At 75.8% G+C, this 25,676-nt stretch carries 20 protein-coding genes; 10 read left to right on the forward strand and 10 right to left on the reverse strand.

Annotation, left to right across the window (positions count from 1 at the left end; all coding sequences use genetic code 11):
* Positions 1 to 472: 472 nt before the first annotated feature.
* From IE329_RS16225 to IE329_RS16240, 4 genes are all read right to left on the reverse strand, one after another.
* Positions 473 to 916, reverse strand: coding sequence for a hypothetical protein (locus IE329_RS16225; protein ID WP_190211588.1), 444 nt, complete (start codon positions 914 to 916; stop codon positions 473 to 475).
* Positions 913 to 1,317, reverse strand: a complete 405-nt coding sequence (locus IE329_RS16230) for a recombinase family protein (protein WP_190211589.1) — start codon at positions 1,315 to 1,317, stop codon at positions 913 to 915. The genes IE329_RS16225 and IE329_RS16230 overlap by 4 nt, the downstream gene beginning before the upstream one ends.
* Before the next feature lie 87 nt (positions 1,318 to 1,404).
* Positions 1,405 to 1,860 (reverse strand): ATP-binding protein, encoded by a 456-nt coding sequence (locus IE329_RS16235; RefSeq protein WP_190211590.1) that lies wholly within the window; start codon positions 1,858 to 1,860, stop codon positions 1,405 to 1,407.
* Between the two features lie 867 nt (positions 1,861 to 2,727).
* A complete protein-coding gene (locus IE329_RS16240; RefSeq protein ID WP_229927487.1) occupies positions 2,728 to 4,722 on the reverse strand; it encodes an NPCBM/NEW2 domain-containing protein in 1,995 nt (664 codons plus the stop codon).
* A gap of 1,334 nt (positions 4,723 to 6,056) precedes the next feature.
* Here IE329_RS16240 and IE329_RS16245 point away from each other — a divergent pair.
* Both IE329_RS16245 and IE329_RS16250 read left to right on the forward strand, forming a co-directional pair.
* Positions 6,057 to 6,371 carry a hypothetical protein gene (locus IE329_RS16245; RefSeq protein ID WP_190211592.1) on the forward strand — a complete coding sequence of 105 codons (315 nt, stop codon included), beginning with the start codon at positions 6,057 to 6,059 and terminating at the stop codon, positions 6,369 to 6,371.
* A gap of 187 nt (positions 6,372 to 6,558) precedes the next feature.
* Entirely contained in the window at positions 6,559 to 7,947 is a 1,389-nt protein-coding gene (locus IE329_RS16250) for a ParB/Srx family N-terminal domain-containing protein (protein ID WP_190211593.1), read from the forward strand.
* Positions 7,948 to 8,050: 103 nt separating this feature from the next.
* Here the strand turns inward: IE329_RS16250 and IE329_RS16255 are convergent, their stop codons facing one another.
* A complete protein-coding gene (locus IE329_RS16255) occupies positions 8,051 to 8,965 on the reverse strand; it encodes a LysR family transcriptional regulator (RefSeq protein WP_190211594.1) in 915 nt (304 codons plus the stop codon).
* Between the two features lie 103 nt (positions 8,966 to 9,068).
* On the opposite strand from IE329_RS16255, the gene IE329_RS16260 reads away from it, so the two are divergent.
* A complete protein-coding gene (locus IE329_RS16260; protein ID WP_190211595.1) occupies positions 9,069 to 9,863 on the forward strand; it encodes an SDR family NAD(P)-dependent oxidoreductase in 795 nt (264 codons plus the stop codon).
* A gap of 201 nt (positions 9,864 to 10,064) precedes the next feature.
* On the opposite strand, the gene IE329_RS16265 is transcribed toward IE329_RS16260, so the two are convergent.
* Complete coding sequence (locus IE329_RS16265; RefSeq protein ID WP_190211596.1) at positions 10,065 to 10,604, reverse strand: MarR family winged helix-turn-helix transcriptional regulator; 540 nt, start codon at positions 10,602 to 10,604, stop codon at positions 10,065 to 10,067.
* A gap of 256 nt (positions 10,605 to 10,860) precedes the next feature.
* Here IE329_RS16265 and IE329_RS41520 point away from each other — a divergent pair, with 256 nt between their 5' ends.
* Positions 10,861 to 11,688, forward strand: a complete 828-nt coding sequence (locus tag IE329_RS41520; RefSeq protein ID WP_190211597.1) for an SDR family NAD(P)-dependent oxidoreductase — start codon at positions 10,861 to 10,863, stop codon at positions 11,686 to 11,688.
* 87 nt (positions 11,689 to 11,775) lie between these two features.
* Here IE329_RS41520 and IE329_RS16275 read toward each other — a convergent pair whose 3' ends face one another.
* Positions 11,776 to 12,633 (reverse strand): universal stress protein, encoded by an 858-nt coding sequence (locus IE329_RS16275; protein WP_190211598.1) that lies wholly within the window; start codon positions 12,631 to 12,633, stop codon positions 11,776 to 11,778.
* A gap of 399 nt (positions 12,634 to 13,032) precedes the next feature.
* On the opposite strand from IE329_RS16275, the gene IE329_RS16280 reads away from it, so the two are divergent.
* Positions 13,033 to 13,752: a helix-turn-helix domain-containing protein gene (locus IE329_RS16280; RefSeq protein ID WP_229927488.1), complete on the forward strand. Its 720-nt coding sequence runs from the start codon at positions 13,033 to 13,035 to the stop codon at positions 13,750 to 13,752.
* A gap of 118 nt (positions 13,753 to 13,870) precedes the next feature.
* Here the strand turns inward: IE329_RS16280 and IE329_RS40635 are convergent, their stop codons facing one another.
* Positions 13,871 to 14,881, reverse strand: a complete 1,011-nt coding sequence (locus IE329_RS40635) for a collagenase (RefSeq protein WP_308438375.1) — start codon at positions 14,879 to 14,881, stop codon at positions 13,871 to 13,873.
* A gap of 1,052 nt (positions 14,882 to 15,933) precedes the next feature.
* Here IE329_RS40635 and IE329_RS16290 point away from each other — a divergent pair.
* Positions 15,934 to 18,717, forward strand: a complete 2,784-nt coding sequence (locus tag IE329_RS16290; protein ID WP_190211600.1) for a helix-turn-helix transcriptional regulator — start codon at positions 15,934 to 15,936, stop codon at positions 18,715 to 18,717.
* A 144-nt stretch (positions 18,718 to 18,861) separates the two neighbouring features.
* On the opposite strand, the gene IE329_RS16295 is transcribed toward IE329_RS16290, so the two are convergent.
* Positions 18,862 to 19,191, reverse strand: a complete 330-nt coding sequence (locus IE329_RS16295) for a hypothetical protein (RefSeq protein WP_190211601.1) — start codon at positions 19,189 to 19,191, stop codon at positions 18,862 to 18,864.
* Positions 19,192 to 19,476: 285 nt separating this feature from the next.
* Complete coding sequence (locus IE329_RS16300) at positions 19,477 to 20,415, reverse strand: hypothetical protein (RefSeq protein ID WP_190211602.1); 939 nt, start codon at positions 20,413 to 20,415, stop codon at positions 19,477 to 19,479.
* 399 nt (positions 20,416 to 20,814) lie between these two features.
* On the opposite strand from IE329_RS16300, the gene IE329_RS16305 reads away from it, so the two are divergent.
* The 4 genes from IE329_RS16305 to IE329_RS16320 all read left to right on the forward strand — a co-directional run bounded on the left by IE329_RS16305 (position 20,815) and on the right by IE329_RS16320 (position 25,444).
* Positions 20,815 to 21,606 (forward strand): hypothetical protein, encoded by a 792-nt coding sequence (locus IE329_RS16305; protein ID WP_190211603.1) that lies wholly within the window; start codon positions 20,815 to 20,817, stop codon positions 21,604 to 21,606.
* 492 nt (positions 21,607 to 22,098) lie between these two features.
* Entirely contained in the window at positions 22,099 to 22,848 is a 750-nt protein-coding gene (locus IE329_RS16310; RefSeq protein WP_190211604.1) for a sigma-70 family RNA polymerase sigma factor, read from the forward strand.
* A gap of 101 nt (positions 22,849 to 22,949) precedes the next feature.
* Entirely contained in the window at positions 22,950 to 23,189 is a 240-nt protein-coding gene (locus IE329_RS16315; protein WP_190211605.1) for a hypothetical protein, read from the forward strand.
* On the forward strand, positions 23,186 to 25,444 hold the full coding sequence (locus IE329_RS16320) for a heavy metal translocating P-type ATPase (RefSeq protein ID WP_190211606.1): 2,259 nt from the start codon (positions 23,186 to 23,188) through the stop codon (positions 25,442 to 25,444). The genes IE329_RS16315 and IE329_RS16320 overlap by 4 nt, the downstream gene beginning before the upstream one ends.
* The last annotated feature ends 232 nt before the right edge of the window (positions 25,445 to 25,676 follow it).

Consider the following 25,676-nt stretch of genomic DNA (forward strand, 5'->3'; position numbering starts at 1 on the left):
CACCACCATGGTCGACGCCTCCAGCTGGAAGAGCGCCGGAGTCACCTGCAGCTGACACCGCCCCGAACCGGGCCGGTGCGGTGAGAACCTCCCGGACACACCGCACCGGCCCACCGGTCCGCCCATGCCCTCCCCGCGTCGCCGTGCCGCCGTGCCGCCGCCTCCGGGGAGACCCCCTGACCGCACCCGATCCCCGAGCCGGCCTGTCCGTCGCGGGAGTCGACAAGCCTTTCGGAGGCCTTCGGCCGCTCGACGGCGTCACCGGGCGGGTGCTCCGCGGGAGCGGGCCACGGCCACCTTGGAATGTCGCCGTCGCCCCGCGCCGGACGTGCCCGGCCCGTCCGCGGTCCGACCCGGCGGGACGTCCGGAGGACACCGGCCGCCCCGAGGTCGTCGGGCGCCGCCCCGGACGACGCGGCGGGCCGGGCCGGCAGGTCGCCGGTACCGGACCTGCCGGTCGCCGGGGGTTCCGTCACGACACTCCGCGCGCGGAGAGGAGTTCCAGCACCTCGCATCCCGCGGCGGTGAACCGCCGGACGAGGCCGCGCGCCTCGCTGTCGTCCAGGGAGAAGACGAACGGCCCCGGGACCAGCACCGTGCGGTAACCGCCGTCGGCGGTCAGGCGCAACAGGTGTTCCAGTGCCGGCAACGGCGCGTGCGAGCGGAACCCGTTGTCCAGGTAGAGGTGGGGCCGGGCGAGCCCGAGCCGGACGGCCTGGCCGAGCAGAGCCTCGTGGTGGCAGGCCATGCGCCAGGTGTCGTACGGGTAGCAGCGCAGGTACATCGCGGTGGCGCCGGTGTCCCGCGTGCGGCCCGCCGTCCGGTCCTCCTCGTGCGGGACCCCGCCGGGGCGGGCGACGGGCCCGGACCGGGGGCTCCCGGGGGCGGCCCGGGACGACAGGCCGGCCCGGATCACGTCCTCGTCCTTCCCGGCTCGGTCCGCCGGTCGGCGTCCGGCGGCGCGGATCCTCCCCCGCCGGGCGGGGGCAGCGTCAGGATGCGCCGGCAACCGGCAGCGGTGAGCAGGCGCACCGCGAGCCGCGCCTTCGCGTCGTCGACGGAGAAGACCCACGGCCCGGGCACGATGAGCACCCGGTGGACGCCGTCCAGCACGGCCCGGGCCAGTTGTTCGAAACCGGGCCGGGGGCCGGTGGAGCGGCGGCCGTTGTCGAGGTAGACCGCGGGGGAGGGCAGCCCCAGGCGGCCGGCGAAGCGCTCCAGGGCCTCGCGGTGGCAGTCCACCGCCGAGCGGTTGTGCGGGTAGTACCGCAGGTAGGCAGCCGGGAGGAGACGCAGGGGCAGGTCGGGTGTGGTCATGAGAATCGTCCCTGGGTGGTCGTACGGACCGGCCGGGGCGGCCGGCGTCGTTCGGACAGGGGTTCGGGCCGGGGGTCGGCCGGGCCGTCAGAAGGTGTTCAGGTCCGCCCAGTGGCTGGCGCCGGAGGGGAGCGGGCGGCTGCCGTGCGCGAAGGCGAGGACGTCGATGATGCCGCCGCCCCGTCCGCCCTCCTCCGGCGCTCGGCCCGCGCACCACGCCCCCTGCACGGAGGCCGGCCCGCCGTCGTCGACCTCGATGTGCACGGTGCGCCCGGAAGGGCGCTCCACGTGCAGGGCGACCGGCGGCAGCGCGTGTTCGACGGCGTTGGTGACGAGTTCGGAGACGACCAGCAGAGCCAGCTCCGTGGTGTCCTCGTCCACGCCCCACTCCCGCAGGGCGGTACGGGCGATCCGGCGGGCCGCGCGCACCGAGCCGGGGTGGTGCGCAATGGCCCGGACCACGGGCAGCGCGCCCGCCGCGGCTCGGCCGCGCCCCGTTCGCGGGTCGTCGACGGTGGTGGTTGTCCCGGGGCTCGGTCCCATGATCGCCTCCTGCTGGGTGTCATCGAGGCCGCTGGTCCGCATTCCGTCGGCAGTGCAATTGCCTCTGATTCCAGAAAACGGCACAGGACGGGTCAAAAGCCACCGAAAAGAGGCTTGTCCTGATAACGAATGGAGCCGATGGCAGGCGACCCCTGGGTAATTCCCGGGCCATTAATAGGGGATGCCTGGGTAGTGCCGCGCGCCGGGTACGGGGATGGGTAGGTAGTCGCCTCGTACGACGGACAGCCCCGCGAGGACGGGGCGGCCGCTTCGCCGCACCCGCGGGGGCGGAGGCGGACCGCCGGCGCCCCCCTCCGGCCCGAAGGCCAGTCTGACATGGGTCGATGGTACTCGCGGCGGCCCGCTCCGGCCCGGCCTCCAGCCGGTCGGGCCCACCGGCCCCGCAGTCCGGGGGACCGGCGCCGGCCGGCCCGGGGCCGGGCCGCGCCGACGGGCGACCGGAATGCCCTCACCCCGCGAAATGCCCCGGCGGATCACCGGCCGGGAATTCGACAGGTCTACGGAGTGCGCCGAGCCGGAATTCCGGCGGGCGTCGGAAGCGGCGATTCCCTGGAAACAGGACGGCCCGGACCACCCGGGCGGTTGCTGCGCCGGATCGTGCCGTCCGACGGGCCGCGCGGCACGATCGGCCCACCGAACGTTGCCGGTGAGCACCGACCGGGCGTGGCTGTCCGGCCGGTGGTCGGTGGCGAAGTGGTGGACCGCCCCAGGGCCACGTCCTCGCGCCACGCCGGCCAGGTCCTCGCGCCACGCCGGCCCCGGCCGAGGCCGGGGCCGACGCAGGTCCTGCTCGGTCACCTCCGGCCGGCCGGCCCGGATGCGCGCACCCGGGCCGGCCGTGCCCGCTCAGCGGCAGGTCAGAGCCGGGGCCGCCCAGTCGGCGTGGTCGTAGAGGGCGGACCCGTGCGGGTCGACGTGCAGCCGGAGCCAGGTCAGGCCGGTCAGGTTCGCGGTCACCGCGACGGGTGCCGAGGCGCCGGTCACCGCGCCGCTGTCGGCGACCTTCGTGTCGTCCCCGAAGACCTGGAAGATGACGTCGCCCGGGTGGCCGGCCATCTCGTCGTCGACACCGACGGTGCTGGTGAAGGAGGAACAGGCGCCGCCGAGGTAGTACAGGATGTCGCTGGTGGCGTTGGTCCCGAGCCCCTTCGGATAGGTGGTGCCACGGATGCTGAGCGGCTTTCCGTCACCGGCGCCCTTCCCGCCGTTGCTCCGGTCCTTCTCCACCGGGCCCCAGCCGTTGGTGGCCGACACCCAGGTCACCGCCGACAGCCCGACCGTGCCGGTGGGCGGGGCGGGGAGCACCTGGACGCCGATTTCACGCCGGGCCACGGTCACCGTGTGCCCGTCGCCCCAGGCGTAGGTGACGACGAGTGGGATCAGGTAGCTCCCCGGGGCCGCCCCGGCGGGCGCGGTCACGTTCCAGGTCGTGGTCAGTGTCTTCTCGCTGGCCAGGGTGGCCCTGGACCACGCGTTCGACGAGCTGACGCTCCAGCCGCCGGACGGGGCGCCGGTGACGCGTACGTCCGACAGGGTCGCCTTCCCGTAGTTGGTGACCGTGCTGGTGAAGGTCGCCGACCGGCCCGGGGCGACAGCGAGGTCGGTCCCGACGGGGTTCGCGGGCGCCTGCGCCGACACCAGGACGAGCGGCTGGACGGTGGAGAAGTCCCCGATCGCCTTGACCCGGTAGACGGCGGTGCCGTGCGCCGGCACGTCGGCGCTGATGGTGCCGGCGGTCTCGAAGGTGCCCTTCGACCACAGGTCCTTGACCCGATAGGCCGCCGAGGCCGGCAGCCCGAGCTGGCCGCTCCGGATGCTGATGCCGGCCGGTGCGTCGGTGGGGTTGTAGAGGGCCACCGCGCGGTCGCCGTTCGCCAGCGGCTTGCTGAGGACCATGGTGCCGTTGGCGGAGGCGACGATCTGTCCCTGGACACCGAGGCTGTCCTGGTCGACGGCGATGAGATCGGCGTTGGTGAGGATCGCCATCGTCTCGGGGGTCGCGGTGCGCAGGTCGGTGCCGATCAGCAGGGGCGCGGCCATCACCGCCCACATCGCGAAGTGGGTCCGGTACTCGGTGTCGGTCATGCCGCCGTTCCCGACCTCCAGCATGTCCGGGTCGTTCCACGCGCCGGGCCGGGCGTACTGGGCGAGTGAGGCGTTGGCCGCGATGATCTTCTTCACGCTGGCCCAGCCGTCGTAGATGTCCCCGGTGGTGCGCCACAGACTGGCCATGGAGCTGCCCCAGGTCCAAGGGTTCTGCACACCCCACTGGCACAGCGAGTAGACGATCTTCCGGCCGGACTTCCCGAGCGCGTCGGCCATCGCCTGGTAGCGGGCCATGTGCTGCGCCTGGGTGCTGGAGTTCTCCTTGGTGGTACCGCAGTTGTCGTACTTGAGGAAGTCCACGCCCCAGGCGGCGAAGTCGTTCGCGTCGGTCTGCTCGTGGCCGAGGCTGCCCGGGAAGTGCTGGCAGGTCTCCGTTCCCGCCGACTCGTAGATGCCCAGTTTGAGACCGAGGCCGTGCACGTAGTCGGCCGTGCCCTTGATCCCGTCGGGGAACTTGACCGGGTCCGGCACGAGGTGGCCCTGGGCGTCGCGGGTCTTGGTCATCCAGCAGTCGTCGATGTTGACGTAGGTGTAGCCGGCGGCCTTGAGGCCCTTGTCGACGAACAGGTCGGCGGTCTGCTTGACGAGCTGCTCGTCCACGTCGCAGCCGAAGGAGTTCCAGTCGTTGAACCCCATCGGCGGCGTCTTGGCGTAGCCGACCGGCACGGCCGCGGAGGCGGACTGGGACTGGACGACCTGGAGCGTGCCGACGGCGCTGAGCGCCGCCAGCACCATGGCCCCGGAGGTGAGGACCGCGGTCCCCCTCCTGCGGGCAGCCGCCGGCCGGCCGGCCGGCAGCGGGTGAGGGGCGGGGGCGGAATCTGCCGCCCGGAATCTGTCGGCCCGGAATAAGCGCATGAGGACTCCTCAGGTGGGGGTCTTGAGCGGCCTGGTGAGCCAGGGGGCGGCCGGGGGCCCGGGGGTGGACGTGGTGTGCGTCGCGACCGGGAGCCCGGGGCCTTGGCGGCCGCTCGGGTGCGGATCCGGCAGGGCGGGGGCCCTGTCCGTGATCGGATCTGTTGTTTTCCGCCCGCTTGCCGATGCCTTGCGTCGCCGCCTCCCTCCGGTCACCCGGTGGGTGACCGCCGCGTCGGCAGGCCGTGCGCCGGCGGGGCGAGGTGGGTCGGAGGTTCCGCGGTGGCCGTCGACGGTGGGTGGGAATGCCGGCGGCTGGCCCTCGGTGGTCAGGGTCAACCTGGCCGGGCACGCCGCCGACGTCCCGTCATCGGGTGCGAACGAGGCGGTTGAGCGCGTGCGCCGTGCGTCGGTGGTGACGGACGAGGACCTCGGGGGAGTGCGTGCGGGGCTCCTCGGTGAGGCCGGTGAGGCCGAAGGCGACGGGCGCCGGCGGCCGGGGGCTGAGCGGGGATCGGCCGGGCGGGACGCTCCCGGCATGGGTTCCCCCGGGTGCGGCTCCTTGGCTGACACCCCCTGGAAGCATTCGCAGTCCTCCCACAAGAGTCAACATTAAGCGTCGGATACCGACAGGATGAGACGGTATTCCCACCGCTATCGCTCAGGCAAGAGGGCGTCGTCGATCGATTCCCGGATTTCGATGTTGGTTTCTGTTCGAATGGCGTGCCGGGGTGGGCGTCGGTCGAACCCGGGGTGAGCCGGCCACGATCCGGGTGACGCCGTGGATGTGCGACCCCGAAGGCTCCGGGAGCCGGGGCCACCTGCGAGAAGGGTTCGCCGGGCGCCTCGGCGCACTTCCACGCGAAGGCGGCGGAGCCGTTCCTCGTCCTCGACGGCACGACGCGCATCCTCATCGCGGGCGAGGTACTGACACCGGGGAAGGGAGGCTTCCTCCGGGTGCCGCCCACGGTGCCGCCGGCCCGGCGTGCCACCGGTGTTGGAACGCGTTGGACGTGAGCCGGGACCGCGGTCCTCAACCGGCTGCCGGGCCGGCGTCCGGCACAGCGCCGGTCACCGGTCGCCGGGCGGCCGGCGGGGCGATGTGGGCGAGGACACGGTTGCGGCCGGGTTCGGCCCGGCCGGCCCGGGTACGTTCCCTGCCGGAGCGTACGGGGGTGCGCCGTCGGGCGGCGTGGGGGAGGAGCGGACCGGTCATGGCGGTGGTGATCCTGCTGCTTCTGCTCGGCGCCGGTGCGGGCCTGGTCCTGACCGGCGTCGGCAAGCTGCAGACCGAGGTGCCCACCTGCTACGGCCGGCCGATGGCACCGGGCGACACCTGCGTGGCGCACTCCACCGGTCCGGTCACCGACGGCATGCCCACGCCCCAGGACAGCACCTACCAGGAGCAGTTGGACAGCCTCACCAGTGGCGGCTGGACCTCGATCGGGCTCGGCCTGGTACTGCTGGCGCTCGGCGTGCTGATCGGCGTCACCTGGGCGACCGGCGCCGGCCGCGACCGGCCGCGCTGAACGGGTCCGCGGCGGGCCCCGGTGGGCGGGAGCCGGCCGGTGCCGACCGGGGCGGGGGCGCCCCGACGGACAGGGTTCACGCTCCCGCCACCGCCTGACCATCCTGCGGCCACCGGTTGAGCCGTCGGTACTGGCTGGATGTGCGCCAGCACCGATCGCTGTCAGCCGCAGACCCGCAGGAGAGCCCATGAGCACCGGCCCCGCCCCCGCACCGTTCCCGCAGCGTCGCCGCCCGGGCCTCGGGGTGCTCGCCGCCGCCGCGGCCGGCGCGCTCGCGCTGGGCGGCCTGAGCGGGCTCACCACCCCCGCCGCCGCGGCCGGTGCGCCCGCCGCGGCGGCCGCCCTGCGGGCCCAGCCCGGTGATCTGCTGGACGTGACCCTGGACCAGGTGCGTCCCACCCAGTCCTCGATCGGCTACGACGAGGTCTACTACAAGCTCGGCCGCTACACCTCGCCCAAGGACGAGCTCAACGGGAACATCAACAAGCGCTTCGACGACTGGTGCGAGACCAACGGCCAGGGCGTCGCGGCCTCGGTGCAGCCGGGTGCCCGGCTCGCCGACCCGTCCAGCTTCACCTGCACCATCGCGCTGGGCGAGGAGACCGACGCCGCCCGCGCCGAGATGAAGACCGTCGTGGTCGGTCCGGGCGGCGCGCTCTACCTGACGGACGGCCACCACACCCTCACCTCCTTCCTGGAGGCCCCGGACGGCGGCCCGCGCCTGCACATCCGCCTGAAGGTGCAGGCGAACCTCGCCGACCTGTCGCCGGCCGCGTTCTGGCAGGCCATGCGGGACCGCAACTGGGTCCGTCTGGTGGACGAGAAGGACCAGCCGGTCACCGTCGACCAGCTGCCGCAGCGCCTGGGCCTGGCGTACTTCCACGACGACCCGTCCCGCAGCCTGGTCTACTTCACCCGCGACATCGGCTACTCGGTGCCGGACGACGCGGCCGAGTACCTGGAGTTCCTCTGGGGCGACTGGCTGCGCGGCCAGGGCATCGCCCTGCCCGGCTCCTACGACCCGGCCGACTCCGCCTCCTACCTGGCGGCGGTCCGGACGGCCTCGCAGGCGATGTCCGCCGTGCCCGGCGACACGGTGATCGCGGACGGCCGTACCGCGGACCAGCTGGGCCGGCTGACCCCGTGGAACGCCGGCAAGAAGCCCACCGGCGGCGAGTTCGGCAAGCTGAGCGCCCCGATCACGGACGCCAAGCCCGGCAAGATCGCCTACGCCCTGGACCTCCGCGCCGAGGTCCCGGCGGGACCGGCCTGCACGACCACCGTGACCGGCAGCCACACCGGCCCGCTGGTGGTCGCCACCGGCACCACCTGCCTCACCGCCGCCCGGCAGACCGGCCCGGTCGTGGTCCGCGCCGGGGCGAGCCTGGTGGTCCGGGGTTCGGAGCTCACCGGCCCGGTGCAGGCGGTCGGCGCCGGCACCGTGCAGTTCTGCGGCACCGTCCTCAACGGCCCGCTGAGCGTGGTGAACACCCGCGACCACCTGACCCTGACCGGCCCCGGCTGCACCCCGAACTCCCTGAACGGCCCGGTCCAGCTGGTCGGCAACCACTCCTGAACACCGCACCGCACCTCGCCGACGGCCGCTCCGCACCGGGGCGGCCGTCGGGCGCCGCGCCCCGGCACCCGGGCCCGGTACAGGAGTTGACGGGCGGGCGGGTTCAGGGGCTGACCGGCAGGCGCCCGCCCAGCCGGGTGGTGAGTTCGTCCACCAGGGCTTGGACGAGGGCCGGCCGGGGGCCCGGGCGGGTGGCGCAGTACCAGGTGCGGGTCATCGGCTCGGCACCGATCCGGACCAGGGCCAGGCCGTGCGAGGCGACGTACGGGGCGGCGACCCAGCCGGGCAGGACGGTGGCGCCCTGGCCGCCGGCCACCATCTCGATCACCAGGTCGGTGATGACCGGCATGGTGGTGATCCGGCCCGGGCGGGCGCCGTGCGGGAGGGGGAGCGGGGTGGCGGGGACCCGGCTCTGGTCGTAGAGGTCGTAGAGGACCAGCCGGGAGTCGTCGAAGTCCCGTGCGGTGAGGTGGGGGAGGGCGGCCCAGGGGTGGGTGGCCGGCACCACGGCCACCATCTCGTCCTCGAACAGCCGGACCAGGTCGACCCGGTCCATCTCGGGGTCCGCCTTGGTGATCAGGGCGACGTCGAGGCGGTCCTCCAGCAGGGCGGTGATCAGGGTGTCGCCGGGGAGCGTCTCGATCCGCACCTCGGCGTCCGGGCAGCGGTCGCGGAAGCCGTGGATGACGGGCGGCAGCCACTGGAAGGTGGTGCTGCACTGGACGGCGAACCGGACCCGGCGGTCCCGGCCGTCCCGCAGCTCCCGCACGTCACGGGTGGCCGAGGCCAGCTCGGCGATGACCTGACGGGCCGCCAGCAGCATCCGCCGGCCGGCCGCGTTCGGCACCAGCCGGCGTCCCTGCCGGTCGAAGAGCTGGACGCCGAGCCGCTCCTCCATCCTGGTCAGCCGCTGGCTCAGGGCGGGCTGGCTGACGTAGAGGCGTTCGGCGGCGGCGGTGAGGGATCCGGTGTCGGCCACCGTGTCGAGCAGTTCGAGGTCGCGCAGATCGACATCCATAATGTGAGGTTATCTCAGACTCCAATTTACGTCGTGGTCTTATGGATCCTGCGAGCCTACGGTTTCACCAACACCCCACGTAAGCATCGACGGAGGCTCCATCATGACCACGCCCGTACCCGCCACCAGCAGCACCGCCGCGACCGCTGCCGCCCGCACGGCGAAGGCCGCGCCCACCGTCGTCGTCACCGGCTCGTCCAGCGGCATCGGCCTGGACATCGCCCGCGGCTTCCTGGAGCAGGGCGCCAACGTGGTGCTCAACGGCCGCGACCCCGAGCGGCTCGCCAAGGCCGCCGCCCTCCTCGGCCAGCCGGACCGGGTCGCCCCGGTGGCGGGCGGCATCGGCTCCGCGGCCACCGGCGAGGCCCTGGTCCGTACGGCGGTCGAGCGGTTCGGCCGGGTCGACGTGCTGGTCAACAACGCCGGCACCTTCGCCGCGAAGCCGTTCACCGACGTCACCGAGGAGGAGCTGGACGGGTTCCTGAACGGCAACCTCAGGGGCACCTACCTGACCACCCAGGCCGTGGTGCGCCGGCTGCGCGCCCAGGGCGGGGGCGGCAGCATCGTCAACATCGGCACCGTCCTGGTGGAGCACGCGATCGGCGGCTTCCCGGCCTCGGCGCCGGTGGTGAGCAAGGGCGGCGTGCACGCCCTGACCGTCAGCCTGGCCGCCGAACTCGCGGCCGACGGCATCCGGGTCAACCTGGTGGCGCCGGGCATCGTCCGGACCCCGCTGCACAGCGGCGCCGACGTGGACGCCTACGGCGGCCTCGCCCTGCTCGACCGGGTCGGCGAGGTCTCCGAGGTCACGGACGCGGTGCTCTACCTGGCGGGCGCGGCCTTCACCACCGGGCACGTGCTGCGGGCCGACGGCGGCTACGTCACCGGCCGGCCCTGACACCGGTCTTCGGCGACAGCCCGTGGCCGGCCGGTCGGCCGACCACGGCTGTCCCGCGGCCCGGCCGAACGCGTTGTTCGAACGGCCCGGCGCGATGCCGTCTCCGCACGGGTCGGTGAAGACCCGGGCCCCTGGCCGGCCTGAGGCCGGTGCCTGAACGCCGGCGTGGACACGGTGCTCCCGGGCCCGAAGCGGTCGCGATCAGTCGGGCGCGGGCCCCGGGCCGGCGGCGGCGCCGGGCCCGGTCGTCGTGATCCCCGCGAGCATGTGGTCCTGCAGCCGGATCAGGACATCGGCGGCCCGGCCGAGTTCACCCGGCGCGGCCTGGGCGAAGGCCTCGGCGAGCAGGTCCCGGCGGGCGGCCCGGACGCGCTCCAGGACCCGTCGGCCGTCCGGGGTGATCGCGATCGTCCCGGACCGGCCGTCGGCCAGGTCGGGTTGGCGGCTGACCAGCCGGTCGGCCTTCAGCCGGCGCAGTTGCAGCGAGACGGTCGAGACGTCGACCCGCAGGCAGTCCGCGATGTCGGACACCCGCATCGCGCCGGCGACGTCGAAGTGTTCCAGCAGCCGCAGGGCGCTCGGCGGTACGTCGCAGCCGGAGAGGCGGGTCACCTCGGCCCGGGTGTGCTTGCTCTCGCTCCAGCGCACCAGTGCCGAGAGCGCGACCTCCAGGCGGGCCAGTTCCGGTGCGGCGGCGGGTTCGACCGGCGTCCCACCGGATGCCGTCCTGGATGAGGTCATCCGTCCAGGCTACAAGGCCCCGGTGGGCCCGGGCCTCCGCTCCGTCGTGCCCGTGGCCGGACGGTCCGCCCCGGGCCCCCGGTCAGCTGCCGGCACGTCAGATGTGGCTGCTGCCGGCCGCGTTGGGATCTGCTTTGATTGCTAAAACTAAATACCTGGGCTCCCGTACCGGGCGGCCCGCGTCCGCACCGCCGACGGGGTTCCTGCCGCACCCGTCGGCACGAGCCCCCGGCCGCCGGCCGGCCGAGAGGGAACCATGGCCACAGCAGTCATCACGGGCGGGACCGACGGCATCGGCCGCGCCCTCGCCGACACCTACCTGGCGCGCGGCCACGAGGTGCTGGTCCTCGGTACCAGCGCCGAGAAGGGCCGGGCCTTCGTGGACGCCGCCGCCCGGAGCGGCGCGGGGGACCGGGCCCGGTTCGTCCGGGCCGACCTGAGCCGGGTGGCGGAGAACCGCCGCGTGATCGACCTGATCACCGAGACCTGCCGGGCGGTCGACGTCCTCGTCCTGGGCGCGCGCTACCACCGCTCGACACGGGTGGAGACCCCGGACGGGTTCGAGAGCAACTTCGCGCTGTTCTACCTCAGCCGGTTCCTGCTCAGCCACGGGCTGGTGGAGCTCCTCGGCCGCGCCGAGCGGGGGACGGTGCTCAACTTCGGCGGGGCGGGCCTCACCGGGCCGGTCCGCTGGAACGACCTCCAGCTGCGCCGGAACTATCCCGGCACCGGGGCCCTCGGCCACAGCGGGGCGCTCTGCGACCTCCTCGGTGTCCACTTCGGCAGGGTCCACCGCGACACCCCGGTCCGCTACGTGCTCAACCACCCCGGGGTGGTCTCCACCAGCTTCGCCGGCGAGTACGACAGCTCCACGGCGGCGCACGTCGACCGGCTGCGGACGTCGGGCAAGCCGGTCTCGCTGGCCGTCGCCCAGATCCTGCCCTTCCTGGACGCCCCGCCCGCCCGGCTCACCGCCGTCCTGGAGGGCCGCCAGGTCAGCACCCGGGGTCCGGGGTTCGACCCCCGGGACGCCGCCCGCCTGCACCAGGAGACCGAGAAGCTGCTGGCCGGCCTGCCCCGCTGAGCACCGGACCGCCCGTGACCGGGCGGTCGAGGGATTGCCCGCACCCGCCCGGCGCGAAGACCCTGCCGGAGGCGGGGCCTCGCCGGTTCAGTCGGCCGGCACCACGGCCACCGGGCACTCGGCGTGCTGGACCACGGCCTGGCTGGTGGACCCCAGACGGCCCAGCGGTCCTCGCGGCTCGCCCCGGCGCCCCACCACGACCAGCTGGTGCTCCCGGGAGGCCGACACCAGCTCCTTGGCCGGGGTGGCCCGCAGCGAGGTGGTGCTGACCCGGGTGTCGGGGAAGCGCTCGCGCCAGTCGGCCAGCACCTCGGCCAGCAGCCGGTCGTGGTCCGCCGCGATGTGCCCCTCCTCGTACACCAGGGGCAGTTCGTGGCCGGGGCCGCTGATCAGCGGGTAGGTCCAGGTGTGCAGGGCGAGCAGCGGCAGGTTGCGCCGTTGGGCCGACTCGAAGGCGAAGGTCAGCGCCGGGTCGTCGTGGCCGTTGCCCTGGATCCCCACCACCACCCCGCCCTTGCCGGGACCGTGCGCCGGCGGGTGGACCACCACGACCGGGCAGGTCGCGTAGGCGGTGGCGTGCAGCGTGGTGGACCCCAGCAGGAGCCGTGCGAAGCCTCCGGACCCGCGTGCGCCGACCGCCAGGAGCGCCGCCCGCTCCGACACCGACGCGAGGGCCTCGCGGGCGTGGTCGTCGACCAGCTCGGTCGTCACGCTCAGGCCGGGGCGGCGCTTCAGGGCCTGCTCGCGCGCCGCGACGAGCACCCGTTCGCCGTCCTGCTGGGCGACCCGCAACTCCTGCCCGGCCGGCACCCGCGAGGTCTCGCCGAACCAGGCGTGCAGCACGTGCAGGGGCCGGGACCGCAGCCAGGCCTCGTCGGCGGCCCAGTCGAGCGCGTGCCCGCTCGATTCCGACGCGTCCACCCCTACGACCACGGGGTCATTCATCGCGGCTCCTCCGGATCCCGGGGACGGTGCGGTGGGACCGGCCGCCCCGGTCGCGGCCTTGGACCCAGGCTAAGCCGCGGCAGGCGCCCCAGCAGCGCGTGGTCCGCCCGACGGGGTGGGGGGCTCCCGGCCCCGGGGTGCCGTGGCGGCCGGCGGCCTCCGGACGGATCCTGGAGTCGGACGGTGGAGCCGGCCCGCCGGCCCGCCGGCCCGTCACCGGGGCGGACGCCGGCGGGAGTGAGCGTGGCGGGCCGCCGCCGGCCCACCGCGGCCCACCGCGGCCCACCGCGGATCGGTCCGGATCGGTCCGGATCGGTCCTGAGCCGACCGTCGAACCGGGGCGACGTCCCCGACGCCGAGACCTGAGCAGTGCGGAACCCCGGCCGAGGAGGAACCCCCGTGAACAGCCGAACCGATGGCAGCGCGCCGCCCCCGTCCGGGCCCGACCCGGCCCACATCGCCCGGCGGATCGCCGAGCGCCGGGGCCGGCTCGACCTCACCGAGGACGACCTCGCCACCCGGGCCGGCATGGCCCCGTCCTACCTGCGGCACCTCGTCCAGGCGGGGCCGGACTTCGACCGGGCCGGGTTCCTGCGGATCGCCGCGGCGCTCGGGCTCAGCTACCCCGAACTGCTCGAAGGCCGCAGCGACCGGCCGCCCGGCCAGGGCGGGGCACCCACCCATCCCGTCCTCGTGCACCTCAGCGACGAGGAGTGCTGGGACCGGATCGGCGCGCGGGGCGTCGGCCGGATCGCCCTGCCGGCCCGGACGGGCCCCTTGGTCGTCCCCGTCAACTACCTCGCCGACGCCGGGACCCTGGCCTACCGCACCGCCCCGCACGGCGCCGCCGCCCCCGAGCCCGGCGCAGCCGTGTCCTTCCAGGTCGACCGCGTGGACGACCGCCTCACCCGTGGCTGGAGCGTCCTGGTCACCGGCACCGCCGACCACGTCCACGACCCGGCCGAGGTCGAGCGGCTGCAGCAGCTCGAATCCGCGTACGGCACCCTGCCCTGGGCCGGCGGCGAACGCCCCCTGTGGGTCCGGATCACCCCCGAGCAGGTCACCGGCCGCCGCATCGGCGCCGTCGGCCCGGACACCGGCCTGAGCGCCCAGGCCTGAGCGGTCGGGAGCCGTCATGATGCCGCGGTTCACCCGCCCGGGTGAACCGCGGCCGGCCGGCCCACCACGACCGGGCCCGGCCCGGCACCAGGGGTGCCGGGCCGGGTGACCCGTGGGATCAGGTCAGCAGCCAGCGCCGGAAGTCGGCGTCGTAGCGGGTCCCGATGGTCTGCTTGACGTAGCTGCGCGCCGTCTGCCAGGAGCCGGCGCGGTAGAGGCCGAGGATCTTCGCCACGTCGGCGGGGTGGTTCTCCACCAGGTAGTAGACGGCGAGGTAGCCCCAGGCGTAGATCCGGTTCTGGTCGTTCTGCTGCGTGGTGTCGAACAGGGTGCTCAGCGCGTAGGTCTGCCTGGACGCCTCGCCCGCGGCCCAGGAGTTGAACACGCCCCGGTAGCCGTAGGAGACGTACTCGGCCAGGCCCTCGATCCACCACAGGGTGGGCGTGGAGACGTTGGCGTTCCAGTCGCCGTACATGTCGTACCGGCCGTCGAGGTAGTGCGTGTACTCGTGGTTGAGGTTCACCACCGCGAAGGTCTGTGCGGTCTCGTCGCGGTAGGCGACGAAGCGGGCCTGGTTCCCCGCCGCGGCCGGGTTGCCCTCCAGGTACACCCCGCCGTTGTTGGTGCTGACCCCGTAGAGGCTTCCGGCCAGCCGCACGTATTCCGCGCGGGAGTCGAACACCACCACCTCCAGGGAGGTGTTCCGGTCGTCGCGGACCGGCTGTCCGCTGTCCTTGACCACGTTGTGGAAGTACGTGTCCTGGCCGGCGAGGCTGTCGCAGGTGTTCTTGAGATCCTGGGCGGTCATCCGCTGGGCCCGGATGCGCAGCGTGGTGCTGCAGGTGTGGTTGACCGGGAGGGTGGCGTCGGCCGCCTGCGTCGCGACCGGGCCGGCCACGCCGGCGCGGGCGGGCAGCAGCGCCGCACCGGGTGCCCCCGGGTGCGGCGCGGAGCCCCTCGGGGCCTGGGCGCCGGCGGGCCCGGCCGGACCGGAGGTGCCCGCAACGGTGGTGGTGCCGGTGGCGGCCGAGGCCGGGACGGCCAGGACGGCGGTGGCGGCACACATCGCCAGCAGCGACACCGCTGCCTGCACGAGGGTCCGTCTGAACGGTATGTCGGACTTGGACATGGCTCTCCTTGGGGTGATGCGCCGGCCGGGGGCAGGCGAAGGCCGGCCGTGGGGGTGGGGGAGTCGCGGTCGGACCGGGGAAGTCGCGGCAGTGAATGCCAAGTCCGGTGTCCCGCTTGGCCGGAACCATAGGTCCGGCTCTGCGGCGGGTTCCATCCGGATGCCGGATTTACGGATACGCAGAATCGGCGGCGGGCCGGTTGCCGGACGACGGCCGGGCCTGCGGCGCACCGGTGGCGGGACGACGGCCGGGCCCGGGGCGGCCACCGTACGGGTCCGCCACGCGGTATCCGCGCGGCTCGCTGACCGGGCGTCATCCGCACGGGACGCGGCAGGGGAGGCGGCGGGGGGCGCGGCAGGGGAGTGCGGCGCGGGGCGCCGGACGTCGGCAACCGGCCGACGGCGGGGGGTGCGGCCACGTCCGGTCCCGGGCCGGTCGTCCGGGGCCCCGAGCAGGCCGTCCCCGTCGCCCCTGAACCTCCGGAGCCGGTCGACGGGCCTCGACGGGCCTCGGCGGGCTTCGGCGGGTCTCGGCGGGCCTCCGTGGGTCGCATTAATGAGGTATCCGGGTCCGCGCCCCTACGGATGGTCGAGGCGCGCGCCCGCACCGTAGATTCCGGCTGTCGGCCGACCGGACGTGCAGGAGCCACCAGGGGATCCCTGGCCGCCGCCGCGGTCGGCCGGCACCCGTGCACGGGCATGCGGACCGAGCTGCGTCACCGACTTCCGGCCCACCAGGCCGACCGGCAGGGCGCACTGCTTCCCGGCAGCCGTCCCGCAGCTGCTCAAGCGGCACCTGCGGGACGGAGGTTCCTCCGCATGCCCGGGCACCCCGTACCCGCCGCCCACGGCTGGGCAGGCGGTGCACGGGCCGGCCCCGACCCGTCCCGCCGGGCCTGGGCCGGCTCCGGCCGGCCCCCGGGGCGCCGGCAGCGGCACCGGACGGTTCGGCACCGCACTTGTCAGCGGGGCCCTGCTGCCTTTCCATGAGGGTCCGCGCACGCGCCGCCGGCGTCCGCGGCGGACCGGAGACCGAGAGCGAGGGCGGTGGCATGACGACGACGCACGGATTCGACCGGCAGCCCCTGCTACGGCGTGCCCTGGCCGCCGGTGCCGGCGGGCCGGTGCTGGTCTGGGTGGAGGGCACCGCCGGCGCGGGCAAGAGCCACCTCCTGCGCGAACTGGGCGCCCTGGCGGGGACGGCGGACGCGGCCCTCGTGGAGTGGCGCTGCGGCGCCCCCGGTGCCCGGCCGGAGGAGGGCCCGCCCGGCGGGGGCCGGTGGGAGGGGCCGGTCCTGCTGCTGGTGGACGACCTGCACCGGGCCGACGAGGACGAGCGGGGGCGGCTGCGCCGGCTGCTGGAGGGGGCGTGGCCCGGCCTGGCGGCCGTGGTCAGCTACCGCCCCGAGGAACTGTCGCACCCGGGGCTGCCTCTCGGCCCGCCGGCGGCGCGGTACCCGGCCGGGTCGACCGTGCTGCGGCACCGGCTGGTCGCCTGGGACGAGGAGCGGGTCCGCCGGGCCGCGGAGGAGGCGCTGGGCGGGCGCTGCACGCCCGAGGCGGCCGGCCGGCTGCTGGAGCGCTCCGGCGGCGTGCCGCAGGTGGTCGTCGACCTGCTGGCCGTGCTGCGCGAACGCCCGGGGGAGGCGTGCACGGCCGGCGACGTGGACTCGGCGGGCGTGCCGGTCCGCCTGGCCGAGCTGGTCCTGGGCCGGACGTCCGCCCTGCCCGCGGCCCGGCGGCCGATCGTCTGGGCGGCTGCCGTCCTCGGTGAGCCCGCCGGCCGGGACGAACTGGTCGCCGTCTCCGGGCTCGGACCGGGGCCGGGCCGGAGCGCCCTGCTGGCGGCCCTCTCGGGGGCGGCGCTGGCGGAGCTGGACGAGGGCTCCTACGGGTTTCCCGTCCCGCTCGCCGCACCCGCCGTGCGCGGAGCCGTCCCCGGTCCGCTCCGCCAGGAGCTGCACCGGCGGGCGGCGGACGTGCTGACCGGCCGGCAGCCGGTGCCCTGGGCCGCCGTGGCCCGCCACCGCCGGGCCGCCGGCCAGGTCGGCGGCTGGCTGCGGGCGGTGGAGCGGGCGGCCCTGGCCGCCGCGGACGCGGGCCGCCACCAGGAGGCGATCGGCCTGCTGGAGCAGGCCCTCGCCGCGGCCCTCGTCCCGCCGCGGACCCGGGCCCGGCTGGCACCGCTGCTGGCCCGCAGCGCCGTCCTCGCCCTGCGGTCGGACCAGACCGTCGAGGTGCTGACCCAGATCGTGCGGGACCCGAGCCTGCCCGCGACCGTCCGCGGCGAACTGCGACTCGACCTGGGACTGATGCTGTGCAACCAGGTCGGCCGGGTCGCCGCCGGATGGCAGGAGCTGGAGACCGCCGCGGCCGAACTCCGTGACCTCCGGCCCGACCTCGCGGCCCGGGCGATGTCCGCGCTGGCCATGCCCTACTGGCCGGGCCCCGCGATCGACGTCCACCGGGGCTGGCTGCGCAAGGCCGTGGCGGCCACCGCCGACAGCGGGGACGCGGCCGCGCTCGCCACGGCCGCCGTCGCCCGCGCCTCACTGGCCATGAGCTGCGGCGACCGGGACGCCTGGGAGCTGGTGGCGGCGCTGCCCACCGGCAGCCCGGACCCGGTCTGCCGCCGGCACGCCGCGCGCGGCCTGTGCAACGCGGCGGACGCCGCGGTCTGGCTGGGCTTCTACGCGCGGGCGAGGGACCTGCTGGCCGAGGGCCTCGACCTGTCCGCGACGAGCGGCGCCCCGTACAGCGAGCACACCGCGCTGGGGACGAGCCTGTTGCTGGCGTGGTGGACGGGCCGGTGGGCCGGCCTGGCCGAGCGCTGCGAGCGCCTGGTCACCACGACCGCCGACATGCCCTTCATCGCCTCCGACGCCCGGGTGGTGCGGGGCCTGCTCGCCTTCGCCGAGGGCGACTGGGGCGCGGCGTTCTCCTGGCTGTCCGGGCAGGGCGCGATCGAGCCCCGGAGCATGCCGACGGCGCTGGCCGCGACCGCGTCGGGCGCCCTGGTACGACTGGCTCTGGCACGGCAGGACCTGGCAGCCGCGGCCGAGCAGGCCCGCAGGGCCTGGGCGGACGTGGCCGGCAAGGGCGTGTGGGTGTGGGCCGCCGAACTGGCTCCGTGGGCCGTGGAGGCGACCGCCCGCGCGGGGGACCTGCCCGCGGCCCGGGCCATGGTCCGGGACTTCGCCCAGGGCATCGAGGATCGTGACGTGCCCGCCGCCCGGGCCTCGCTCACCTGGAGCCGGGCCGTCCTGGCGGAGCTGGAGGACCGGCAGCAGGAGGCCGCGGACCTGTACGAGGAGGCCGCTGCGGCCTACCGGACGCTGAGCCGGCCGTACGCCCGCGCGCTGACCGCGGAGGGCGCGGCGCGCTGCCTGTTGGCGGTCCCGGCCGGCCCTCCGGACGGCGCCGAAGGGGCGGCGGCGCCCACTCCGGGCACCTCGTCCGATCAGCCGGCCGGCGCACCCGCGGCGGACGGGGCCGGCGGCCCGGCGGCCGACGCCACGGCGCGGGTGGTCGCCGCGCTGGACTCCTGCACGCGGGAGTTCGGCGACCTCGGCGCGGTCTGGGACGCCGCCCGGGTCCGGGCGCTGCTGCGCACGCAGCAGCCGGCCAGGAAGGGCCGCCCGCCCGGCCGCCCCTCGCACGCGGACGAGCTCTCGCCCCGGGAGGGCGAGGTGGCGCAGCTCGCGGCGAGCGGGCTGACGAACCGGGAGATCGCGACGACCCTGCACCTCTCCTCCCGGACGGTGGAACAGCACGTGGCCCGCGCCATGCGCAAGACCGGGGCGCTCTCCCGTCACGACCTCGCCCGCTACACGTAGCCGCCATCGGGTCGCACGACGTGACGAGACGCTGGGGCCGCCCCCTCCCCGGAGGGGGGGCGGCCGGCTGCCCGTCCGGCTGCCCCTACCGTCGCCCGTCCGGTCGTCGGTCCGGCGGTCCGCCCGGGCCGTGCACCGGCCCGGTCACCGGGTGACCGCCCCGTCCGGCCGGAGGTGGTCCCGCACGTCGTACGACCTGAGGAAGCTGTCGCACTCCCAGGACACCACCGTCGCGTCCGCCCAGTCGAAGGACCAGCCGGGACGTACGCCACGGGCGCCCCAGCCGTCCGGCTGTCTACGGGGGACGGCGGTCCCCGCCGCGTGCGCGGCGAGCGCCGCCTCGCAGGTCCGGCGGGCGATCCGGACGGCTTCCGCCCCGGTCTCGGCCGGGCCGGTGAAGACGTGCAGGCCACGCTGCTCGGGCCGGACGGTGTTCCTGGTCGGGACGCTGACCTGGAAGTAGAACGGGTTCATGACGCCATCTCCCTGTGTCGCGCGGGTGCTGGGTGCCGGCGGCAGCCCCACGGTGCCTCGCGCGGCGGGCCAGGGCTGTACGGGCGGGCCGGTCGTCCGGCCGGCCGGCGTCGGATCAACCTACGGCGGGCCCGGTGCGGTGAATATGCGGGTGCCGGATCTCGGCATACCCGATTAATCCGGGGCACCCCCGGCGTGCCCTCCGGGCGATCCGGGCCGGCGGCGGAGCGGTGGCGAGGCGGGGCGGCGGCGGTCGCCGGGGGCGTCCCGAGCCCCGGGGGCGCGTCAGCCGACGTGCAGGGTGAACTCCGCGGTGTGCAGCTGTCCGGCCGTCCGGAACTGCAGGAAGACCCGCCAGTTCCCGGGCTTCCCGAGCAGGGCGTAGAAGGTCAGGGCCGGACCGCCGTGGTCCCCGGTGACGGGCGTGATGGGGTGGAGATGGGCGAGGGCCTGGTCGCCCTCGTGGAAGGCGCTGAGGTGGGCGTAGCTGTCGAGGTACGGCTGCAGGTCGGTGACCGGCCGGCCGTCACGGCTGAAGGTGACGGTGAGCGGGCCGGCCTTGCCCGCGGTCAGTTCGCCCTGGACGGTGGCGGTGCAGCCGTCGACGGTGGCGCTGCCGCCGACGGCGGGGAGCGGTACCGAGGCGGCCGTGCCGGGCACGGTCAGGGTGCGGCCGAGGACGAACTCCTTGCCCTTCCGGGGGCCGGTGTTCGGGGTGAAGGAGGCGTACAGCCGCCAGTCGCCCGGGTCGAGGGCGGCCGGATCGGCGGTCCAGGTGCCGTCGGCGGCCATCGTCGGGTGCAGGTGCTGGTAGCCGGTGAGGTCCGCCCGGATCGCGTAGAAGTGCAGCTTCTCGGTCTGGACCTCGGCGAAGTCGGTGACTGCCCGGCCGTCCGGCCCGGTGATGGTGAACGGGTAGCTCGCCGGCCGGCCGGCCGGGAGTTCGCCGGCGGGGGAGTCCAGGCGGTAGCCGTCCCGTTCGGCGGTCAGGCCGTCGTCGGTGGTCATGCCCGCCGTGCCGGGCCCGCCCGAGGGAGCCGCGCCGGGGGTGGCCGTCGTGCCGTGGTCCATCCCCGGCATGCCCGCCATGGCCGGCATGCCGGAGTGCGTGGCGTGCTCCGGGCCCGGGGACGAACCGCGGGCCGCGAGCGCCAGCAGGCCGACGGCGCCGGCCGCCAGGGTGAGCGAGCAGAGCTGGAGGAGGCGGTGTCCGGCCGGAGTCACGGGCGGCCCTCCCACGCGGTGCCCGGTGCCGCGCAGCCACGGGGGAGGGCGGTGCGGGGCCCGGAGGCCGTCAACGGCCCCGGCCTCGCCGGTTCTTCGTGCTCTGTGCGTGTGTTCACTCTGTCCGCCCTGGTGTTCCTGTGGTGCCGGTCATGCGGGTCACGCCGGTGGTTCCGGTGGTTCCGGTGGTGCTTTCGGTGGTGCTTTCGGCTGTGCGGGCCGCCCTGTTCAGGAGACCCGAGGGGCCGGCTCCGATAACGGAAATGCCCACGTCCGGGAGGTTCCGTTCGCGGTCCGGCGGCCGGTTCGGCTCCGCCCACGGCTTCAAGTCCCGGTGCGGGCACGGCGGGCGGGCGGTTTCCGGGGGTTGCCGGACGGCGGGGACGGACGGATGCGACGATGGGTGCCATCGTGACGACCTGGCGGCCCCGGATGCTCCGCGCCGCGGTCTTCGCCACCGCGTGCGTGGCGATGTCCGCCACCGCGCACTTCGGCATGTCCGGCTCCGAGGCCGCCCTGCCGTGGCCCGCACTGGTGCTGGCGTTCCTCGGGACGGCCGCCGGCAGCTGGCTGCTGGGCGGCCGGCGGCGCGGATTCGCCGTGGTCGCCGTGTGGATGGCGACCGCTCAGATCAGCCTGCACCTGCTCTTCGAGTACGCCTCGGCCGGGGCGGCCGCCGCCCAGGAGCGCGCGGCGGCCGCCACCGACTGGATCGGTCTGCTGCTCTGCACCCGGGACCCTGCTTCGGTCGGGATGGACCCCGCCGAGCTGGCCCGGATGGCCGGCCTCGATCCCGGCCTGGTGATCGCCTCCCCGCCGGGGCACTCCGGCCTGGCGGGGGCGGCGCACGGGCACGCCATGGGCGCCATGTCCGGCCCGGCCGGGGCGGGTTCGGCCGGCACGCTGGTCCACGACCTCTCGGCCGGCATGCTCCTCGGGCACCTGTTGGCCGCCCTGCTGTGCGCGGTGCTGCTGTGGCGGGGGGACGCGGCCGTCGCCGGCCTGTTCGACCTGCTGAAGGTACTGGCCCGGGTCCTCGTGCCGGCCCTGCTCCTGCTGGGCGCCTGGACCGGTCGTCCGGTGTCCGTGCTGCGGCCGGCCACCGGCGCCGTCCTCCCCGTCCTCCGGCCGGCCCTCCTGGTCGAGGCGCTGGGGCGGCGCGGCCCGCCGGGGTTCCGGCCGGCCGTCTGATTCGCCCGTCCCGCCGGTGTTTCCGGCCCGCCGCGAGCCCTGGGGCCACGGCGGGCGCTCGCCGGCGCGCCGGGCCGGTCACCCCTGCCGTCCGCGCCCGACGGTGCGTACGTCGCAGGGGCCTGGCCCTCGGCACCCCTGAGCAGTGATTCCGGTCGACGCCCGCCGTCGCCGCCGGCCCCCTCGACGGGCCGCGGTGGCGTGCTTCGGGCTGCCGGGATCCGGCCGGGCCGGTGCCCGGGCCGTCGCCTTCGGTGGCATCGGGCTTGGTGCCGCCGTCCCTTGACGTTCCCTCAGGACCTCTCATGTGCAACGGAAGATCTCCCTTCAGCGCCGCCGCCGGCCCGCTCGCCGGCCCCACCCGTACGTCTTCGGCCCCTCGGCTGCGTACGCCCGCGGCACCGCGGCTTCGTACGCCCGCCACCCGCCGTCGCCGGTCGGACCCGGCCGTGCCGCCCGACACCGGCCGGGCCCGGGTGCAGGGGGCCGTTCATGGATGACGAGCAGGTGACCCGCCTCGCCCTGGCCGCGGCCGGCGGCTGCCGGACGTCCGTCGAGGCGTTCGTGAGCGCGACCCAGCGCGACGTGTGGCGGTTCGTGGCCCACCTCACGGACGTCGACGCCGCGGACGACCTCGCGCAGGAGACCTTCCTGCGGGCCCTGAACGCCCTGCCCTCCTTCGCCGGCCGTTCCTCGGCCCGCACCTGGCTCCTGTCGATAGCCCGCCGGACGGTGGTCGACCGTTACCGCAGCCTGGCCGTCCGCCCGCGCCGGGCCGCCCTCGCGACCTGGGAGGAGGCCGCCGACCACCCGTCCCGGGCGGGGCGCGGCTTCGAGGACGGGCTGGTGCTGAACGACCTGGTGGCCTTCCTGCCCGCGCAGCGGCGGGAGGCGTTCGTGCTGACCCAGGTGGTCGGGCTGACCTACGCCGAGGTGGCCGCGATGTCGGGGTGCCCGGTGGGGACGGTCCGGTCGCGGGTCGCCCGGGCCCGGGACCAACTCGTCCGCCTGGTGCGCTCGGCGGAGACCGACGCGGATACCGACGCGGAGCCCGATGCGGAGCCCGATGCGGCCTCGGAGCCGGTGCGGGCCGCCACGGCGCTCCCGACGGCGGTGCCGACCGCGGCACCGTCGGCGGCCCCCGCGGCCGTCCCCGCTGTCCCCGTCCCCGCTGTCCCCGCCTCCGTCGTCCCCGGCGCCGCCGACCCGCCCGGCTCCCTGCGGCTGGCCACGGCGCGATGACGGAGGCCCTTCCCCTCCGGGCCGTGGCCGGCCCGATCCACCCCCTGTCCGCCGGAGCCCCGTACCGGGAGCTCCAGCGGCTCCTGCCACACGGAGTTGCCATGACCTCGGTGCGAACACCCGCGCGGACGGGCCGGGCCCCGGCGCGTCCGGCCGTGCTCCTGCTCGGCTTCGTCCTCCTGCTGGCCGCCCTCTTCGGCGGCGGCTTCGCGGCCGGCTCCTTCGTCGGCCCCGCCGGGCCCGGCCCTTCCGGGCCGGAGCGGCGCCCGGCGGTCGACGAGATGCCCGGCATGCCCGTGCAGGGCCTGCGCCCGCCGGCCGGCGGCGGGGTGCCGCGATGACCGCCCGTCCCGAGGGCCTGCTGGCCGACGGCCGGCCCGACGGCCTGGTGACGACCGACCTCGCGGTCGGCGGAATGACCTGCGCGGCCTGCGTGGCGCGGGTGGAGAAGAAGCTGGGCCGTCTGCCCGGGGTCGGCGCGGGCGTCAACCTGGCCACCGGACGCGCCCGCGTCCTGCACCCGGCCGGTGTCACGGTGGCCGAGCTGGTGGGTGCGGTGGAGGCGGCCGGGTACACCGCCGAGGAGGTCACCGGGCGGGAGCCCGCCCCGCCGGACCGGGCGGATCCGGACGAGCGGCTCCTGCTGCTCCTGGTGGCGCTGACCTCGGCCCCGGTGATCCTGCTGTCGATGGTGCCCGCGCTCGAGGTGCCCGGCTGGCAGTGGGCCTGCCTGGCGCCGGCCGCGTTCGTGGTGACGATCGGGTCGCGCACCTTCCACCGGCGGGCCTGGCAAGGGCTGCGGCACGCCACCGTGACGATGGACACCCTGGTGAGCCTCGGCGTCCTCGCCTCGTTCGGCTGGTCCGCGTACGCGCTGCTGTTCGGCGGCGCCGGGCAGCTCGGGATGCGGATGCCGTTCTCGCTGACCGCCGGCGCGGGCGACGGCGCGCACGTGTACCTGGAGGCGGCGGTCGGCGTGCCGCTGTTCGTGCTCGGCGGCCGCCACCTGGAGGGCAGGGTCCGCCGGCGCACCGGGTCGGCGCTGCGGGCCCTGGCCGAGCTGGGGGCGAAGGAGGTGTGCGTCCGGGAGGACGGCGTCGAGCGGATGATCCCGGTCGGGCACCTGCTGCCGGGGCGGGAGTTCGTGGTCCGCCCGGGGGAGCGGATCGCCACCGACGGGGTGGTCCTGGACGGCGCCTCGGCCCTGGACACCAGCCTGCTGACGGGGGAGAGCACCCCGGTGGAGACCGGCCCCGGCGACCGGGTGACCGGTGCCACCCTGAACGTCGGCGGCACCCTGCTGGTCCGGGCCACGGCGGTCGGCGCCGACACCCAGCTCGCCCGCATCACGGCCCTGGTGACGGCGGCCCAGGCGGGCAAGGCCCGGGCGCAGCGCCTCGCGGACACGGTGGCCGGAGTGTTCGTCCCCGTGGTGCTGGGGATCGCCGCGGGCGTGCTCGGGTTCTGGCTGGGCCGGGGCGCCGGCGCGCAGGAGGCGCTGACCGCCGCCGTCGCCGTCCTGGTGGTCGCCTGTCCGTGCGCGCTCGGGCTGGCCACGCCGACCGCGCTGCTCGCCGCCACCGGGCGGGGCGCGGAACTCGGCGTCCTGGTCCGGGGACCGGAGGTGCTGGAGAGCCTGCGCCGGGTGGACACCGTGGTCCTGGACAAGACCGGCACCCTCACGGCGGGCCGGATGCGGCTGACCGCCTGCACGCCCGCCCCGGGCTTCGAGCCGGCCGAGGTCCTGCGGCTGGCCGGCGCCGTCGAGCAGCGCTCCGAGCACCCCGTCGGCCGGGCGCTGGCCGCCGCGGCGGGGCCGGGGCTGCCCGCGGCGGCGGACTTCCGTTCGATGCCGGGGACGGGCGTCCGGGGCACCGTGGAGGGGCGGCGCGTCGAGGTGGTGCGGCCCGACCCGGCCGCTCTGCCGCCGGAGCTGCGGGCCGCGCGGGCCGCCGCCGAGGCGGCCGGGTGGACGGCGGTGGTGGCGGAGCTGGACGGCCGCCCGGCCGCGCTCCTCGCCCTGGGCGACACGCTGCGCCCGGGTGCCTACCGGGCCGTGCACCGGCTGCGGGCGATGGGCCTGGAACTCCTGCTGGTCACCGGCGACCAGCCCGGCGCCGCCCGGGCGGTGGCCGAACAATTGGGCATCAGCGAGGTGCACGCGGGGGCCTCGCCCGAGCGCAAGGCCGGGATCGTCGCCGAACTGCAGGCCGCCGGCCGCAGTGTGGCGGTGGTCGGCGACGGGGTGAACGACGCGGTGGCGCTCGCCGCCGCCGACCTGGGGATCGCGATGGGCGGCGGCACCGACACGGCGATCGGGGCGGCCGGCCTGACCCTGGTGGCGGGCGACATCGAGTCGCTGGTCGTCGCGGTGCGGCTGGCCCGGCGCACCCTGGCCACGATCCGGACCAACCTGGTCTGGGCGTTCGGCTACAACGCGGCCCTGCTCCCGCTCGCCGCCGCCGGGCTGCTCAACCCGATGGTCGCGGCGCTGGCGATGTCGGCGAGTTCCGTCCTGGTGGTGGCCAACAGCCTGCGGCTGCGGGCCTGGCGGCCCGTCACCCGGGGGAGCGGCCGGGCCCGGCCCGGTCGCTGACCGGCCGTCCGGGCCCGGTCCGGGGTCACGCCGTCCCGGCTCCGCCGGGGAGCCGGGACGGACCCGGACCCGAACCCGGACCCGAACCCGGACCCGGACCCGAACCCGGACCCGAACCCGGACCCGGACCCGGACCCGGCCCGAGAATCATCCGGATGTTCGGGAACTTCCGCGGCTCCGCGCCCGACTGCTGTGTCGGACTCCGTCAACCGGCGGGGTCCGACACGACCGA

The organism is Kitasatospora indigofera (assembly GCF_014655955.1).
Taxonomy (GTDB): domain Bacteria; phylum Actinomycetota; class Actinomycetes; order Streptomycetales; family Streptomycetaceae; genus Kitasatospora; species Kitasatospora indigofera.

What these genes read in the sequence shown, in the direction of transcription:
- IE329_RS16290 (WP_190211600.1), top strand. Translation starts at nt 15,934, where the DNA reads ATGACGACGACGCACGGATTCGACCGGCAGCCCCTGCTACGGCGTGCC.
- IE329_RS16245 (WP_190211592.1), top strand. Translation starts at nt 6,057, where the DNA reads ATGGCGGTGGTGATCCTGCTGCTTCTGCTCGGCGCCGGTGCGGGCCTG.
- IE329_RS16320 (WP_190211606.1), top strand. Translation starts at nt 23,186, where the DNA reads ATGACCGCCCGTCCCGAGGGCCTGCTGGCCGACGGCCGGCCCGACGGC.
- IE329_RS16275 (WP_190211598.1), bottom strand. Translation starts at nt 12,633, where the DNA reads ATGAATGACCCCGTGGTCGTAGGGGTGGACGCGTCGGAATCGAGCGGG.
- IE329_RS16265 (WP_190211596.1), bottom strand. Translation starts at nt 10,604, where the DNA reads ATGACCTCATCCAGGACGGCATCCGGTGGGACGCCGGTCGAACCCGCC.
- IE329_RS16315 (WP_190211605.1), top strand. Translation starts at nt 22,950, where the DNA reads ATGACCTCGGTGCGAACACCCGCGCGGACGGGCCGGGCCCCGGCGCGT.
- IE329_RS16305 (WP_190211603.1), top strand. Translation starts at nt 20,815, where the DNA reads ATGGGTGCCATCGTGACGACCTGGCGGCCCCGGATGCTCCGCGCCGCG.
- IE329_RS16240 (WP_229927487.1), bottom strand. Translation starts at nt 4,722, where the DNA reads ATGGTGCTGGCGGCGCTCAGCGCCGTCGGCACGCTCCAGGTCGTCCAG.
- IE329_RS16250 (WP_190211593.1), top strand. Translation starts at nt 6,559, where the DNA reads ATGAGCACCGGCCCCGCCCCCGCACCGTTCCCGCAGCGTCGCCGCCCG.
- IE329_RS16255 (WP_190211594.1), bottom strand. Translation starts at nt 8,965, where the DNA reads ATGGATGTCGATCTGCGCGACCTCGAACTGCTCGACACGGTGGCCGAC.
- IE329_RS16230 (WP_190211589.1), bottom strand. Translation starts at nt 1,317, where the DNA reads ATGACCACACCCGACCTGCCCCTGCGTCTCCTCCCGGCTGCCTACCTG.
- IE329_RS41520 (WP_190211597.1), top strand. Translation starts at nt 10,861, where the DNA reads ATGGCCACAGCAGTCATCACGGGCGGGACCGACGGCATCGGCCGCGCC.
- IE329_RS40635 (WP_308438375.1), bottom strand. Translation starts at nt 14,881, where the DNA reads ATGTCCAAGTCCGACATACCGTTCAGACGGACCCTCGTGCAGGCAGCG.
- IE329_RS16235 (WP_190211590.1), bottom strand. Translation starts at nt 1,860, where the DNA reads ATGGGACCGAGCCCCGGGACAACCACCACCGTCGACGACCCGCGAACG.
- IE329_RS16310 (WP_190211604.1), top strand. Translation starts at nt 22,099, where the DNA reads ATGGATGACGAGCAGGTGACCCGCCTCGCCCTGGCCGCGGCCGGCGGC.
- IE329_RS16260 (WP_190211595.1), top strand. Translation starts at nt 9,069, where the DNA reads ATGACCACGCCCGTACCCGCCACCAGCAGCACCGCCGCGACCGCTGCC.
- IE329_RS16295 (WP_190211601.1), bottom strand. Translation starts at nt 19,191, where the DNA reads ATGAACCCGTTCTACTTCCAGGTCAGCGTCCCGACCAGGAACACCGTC.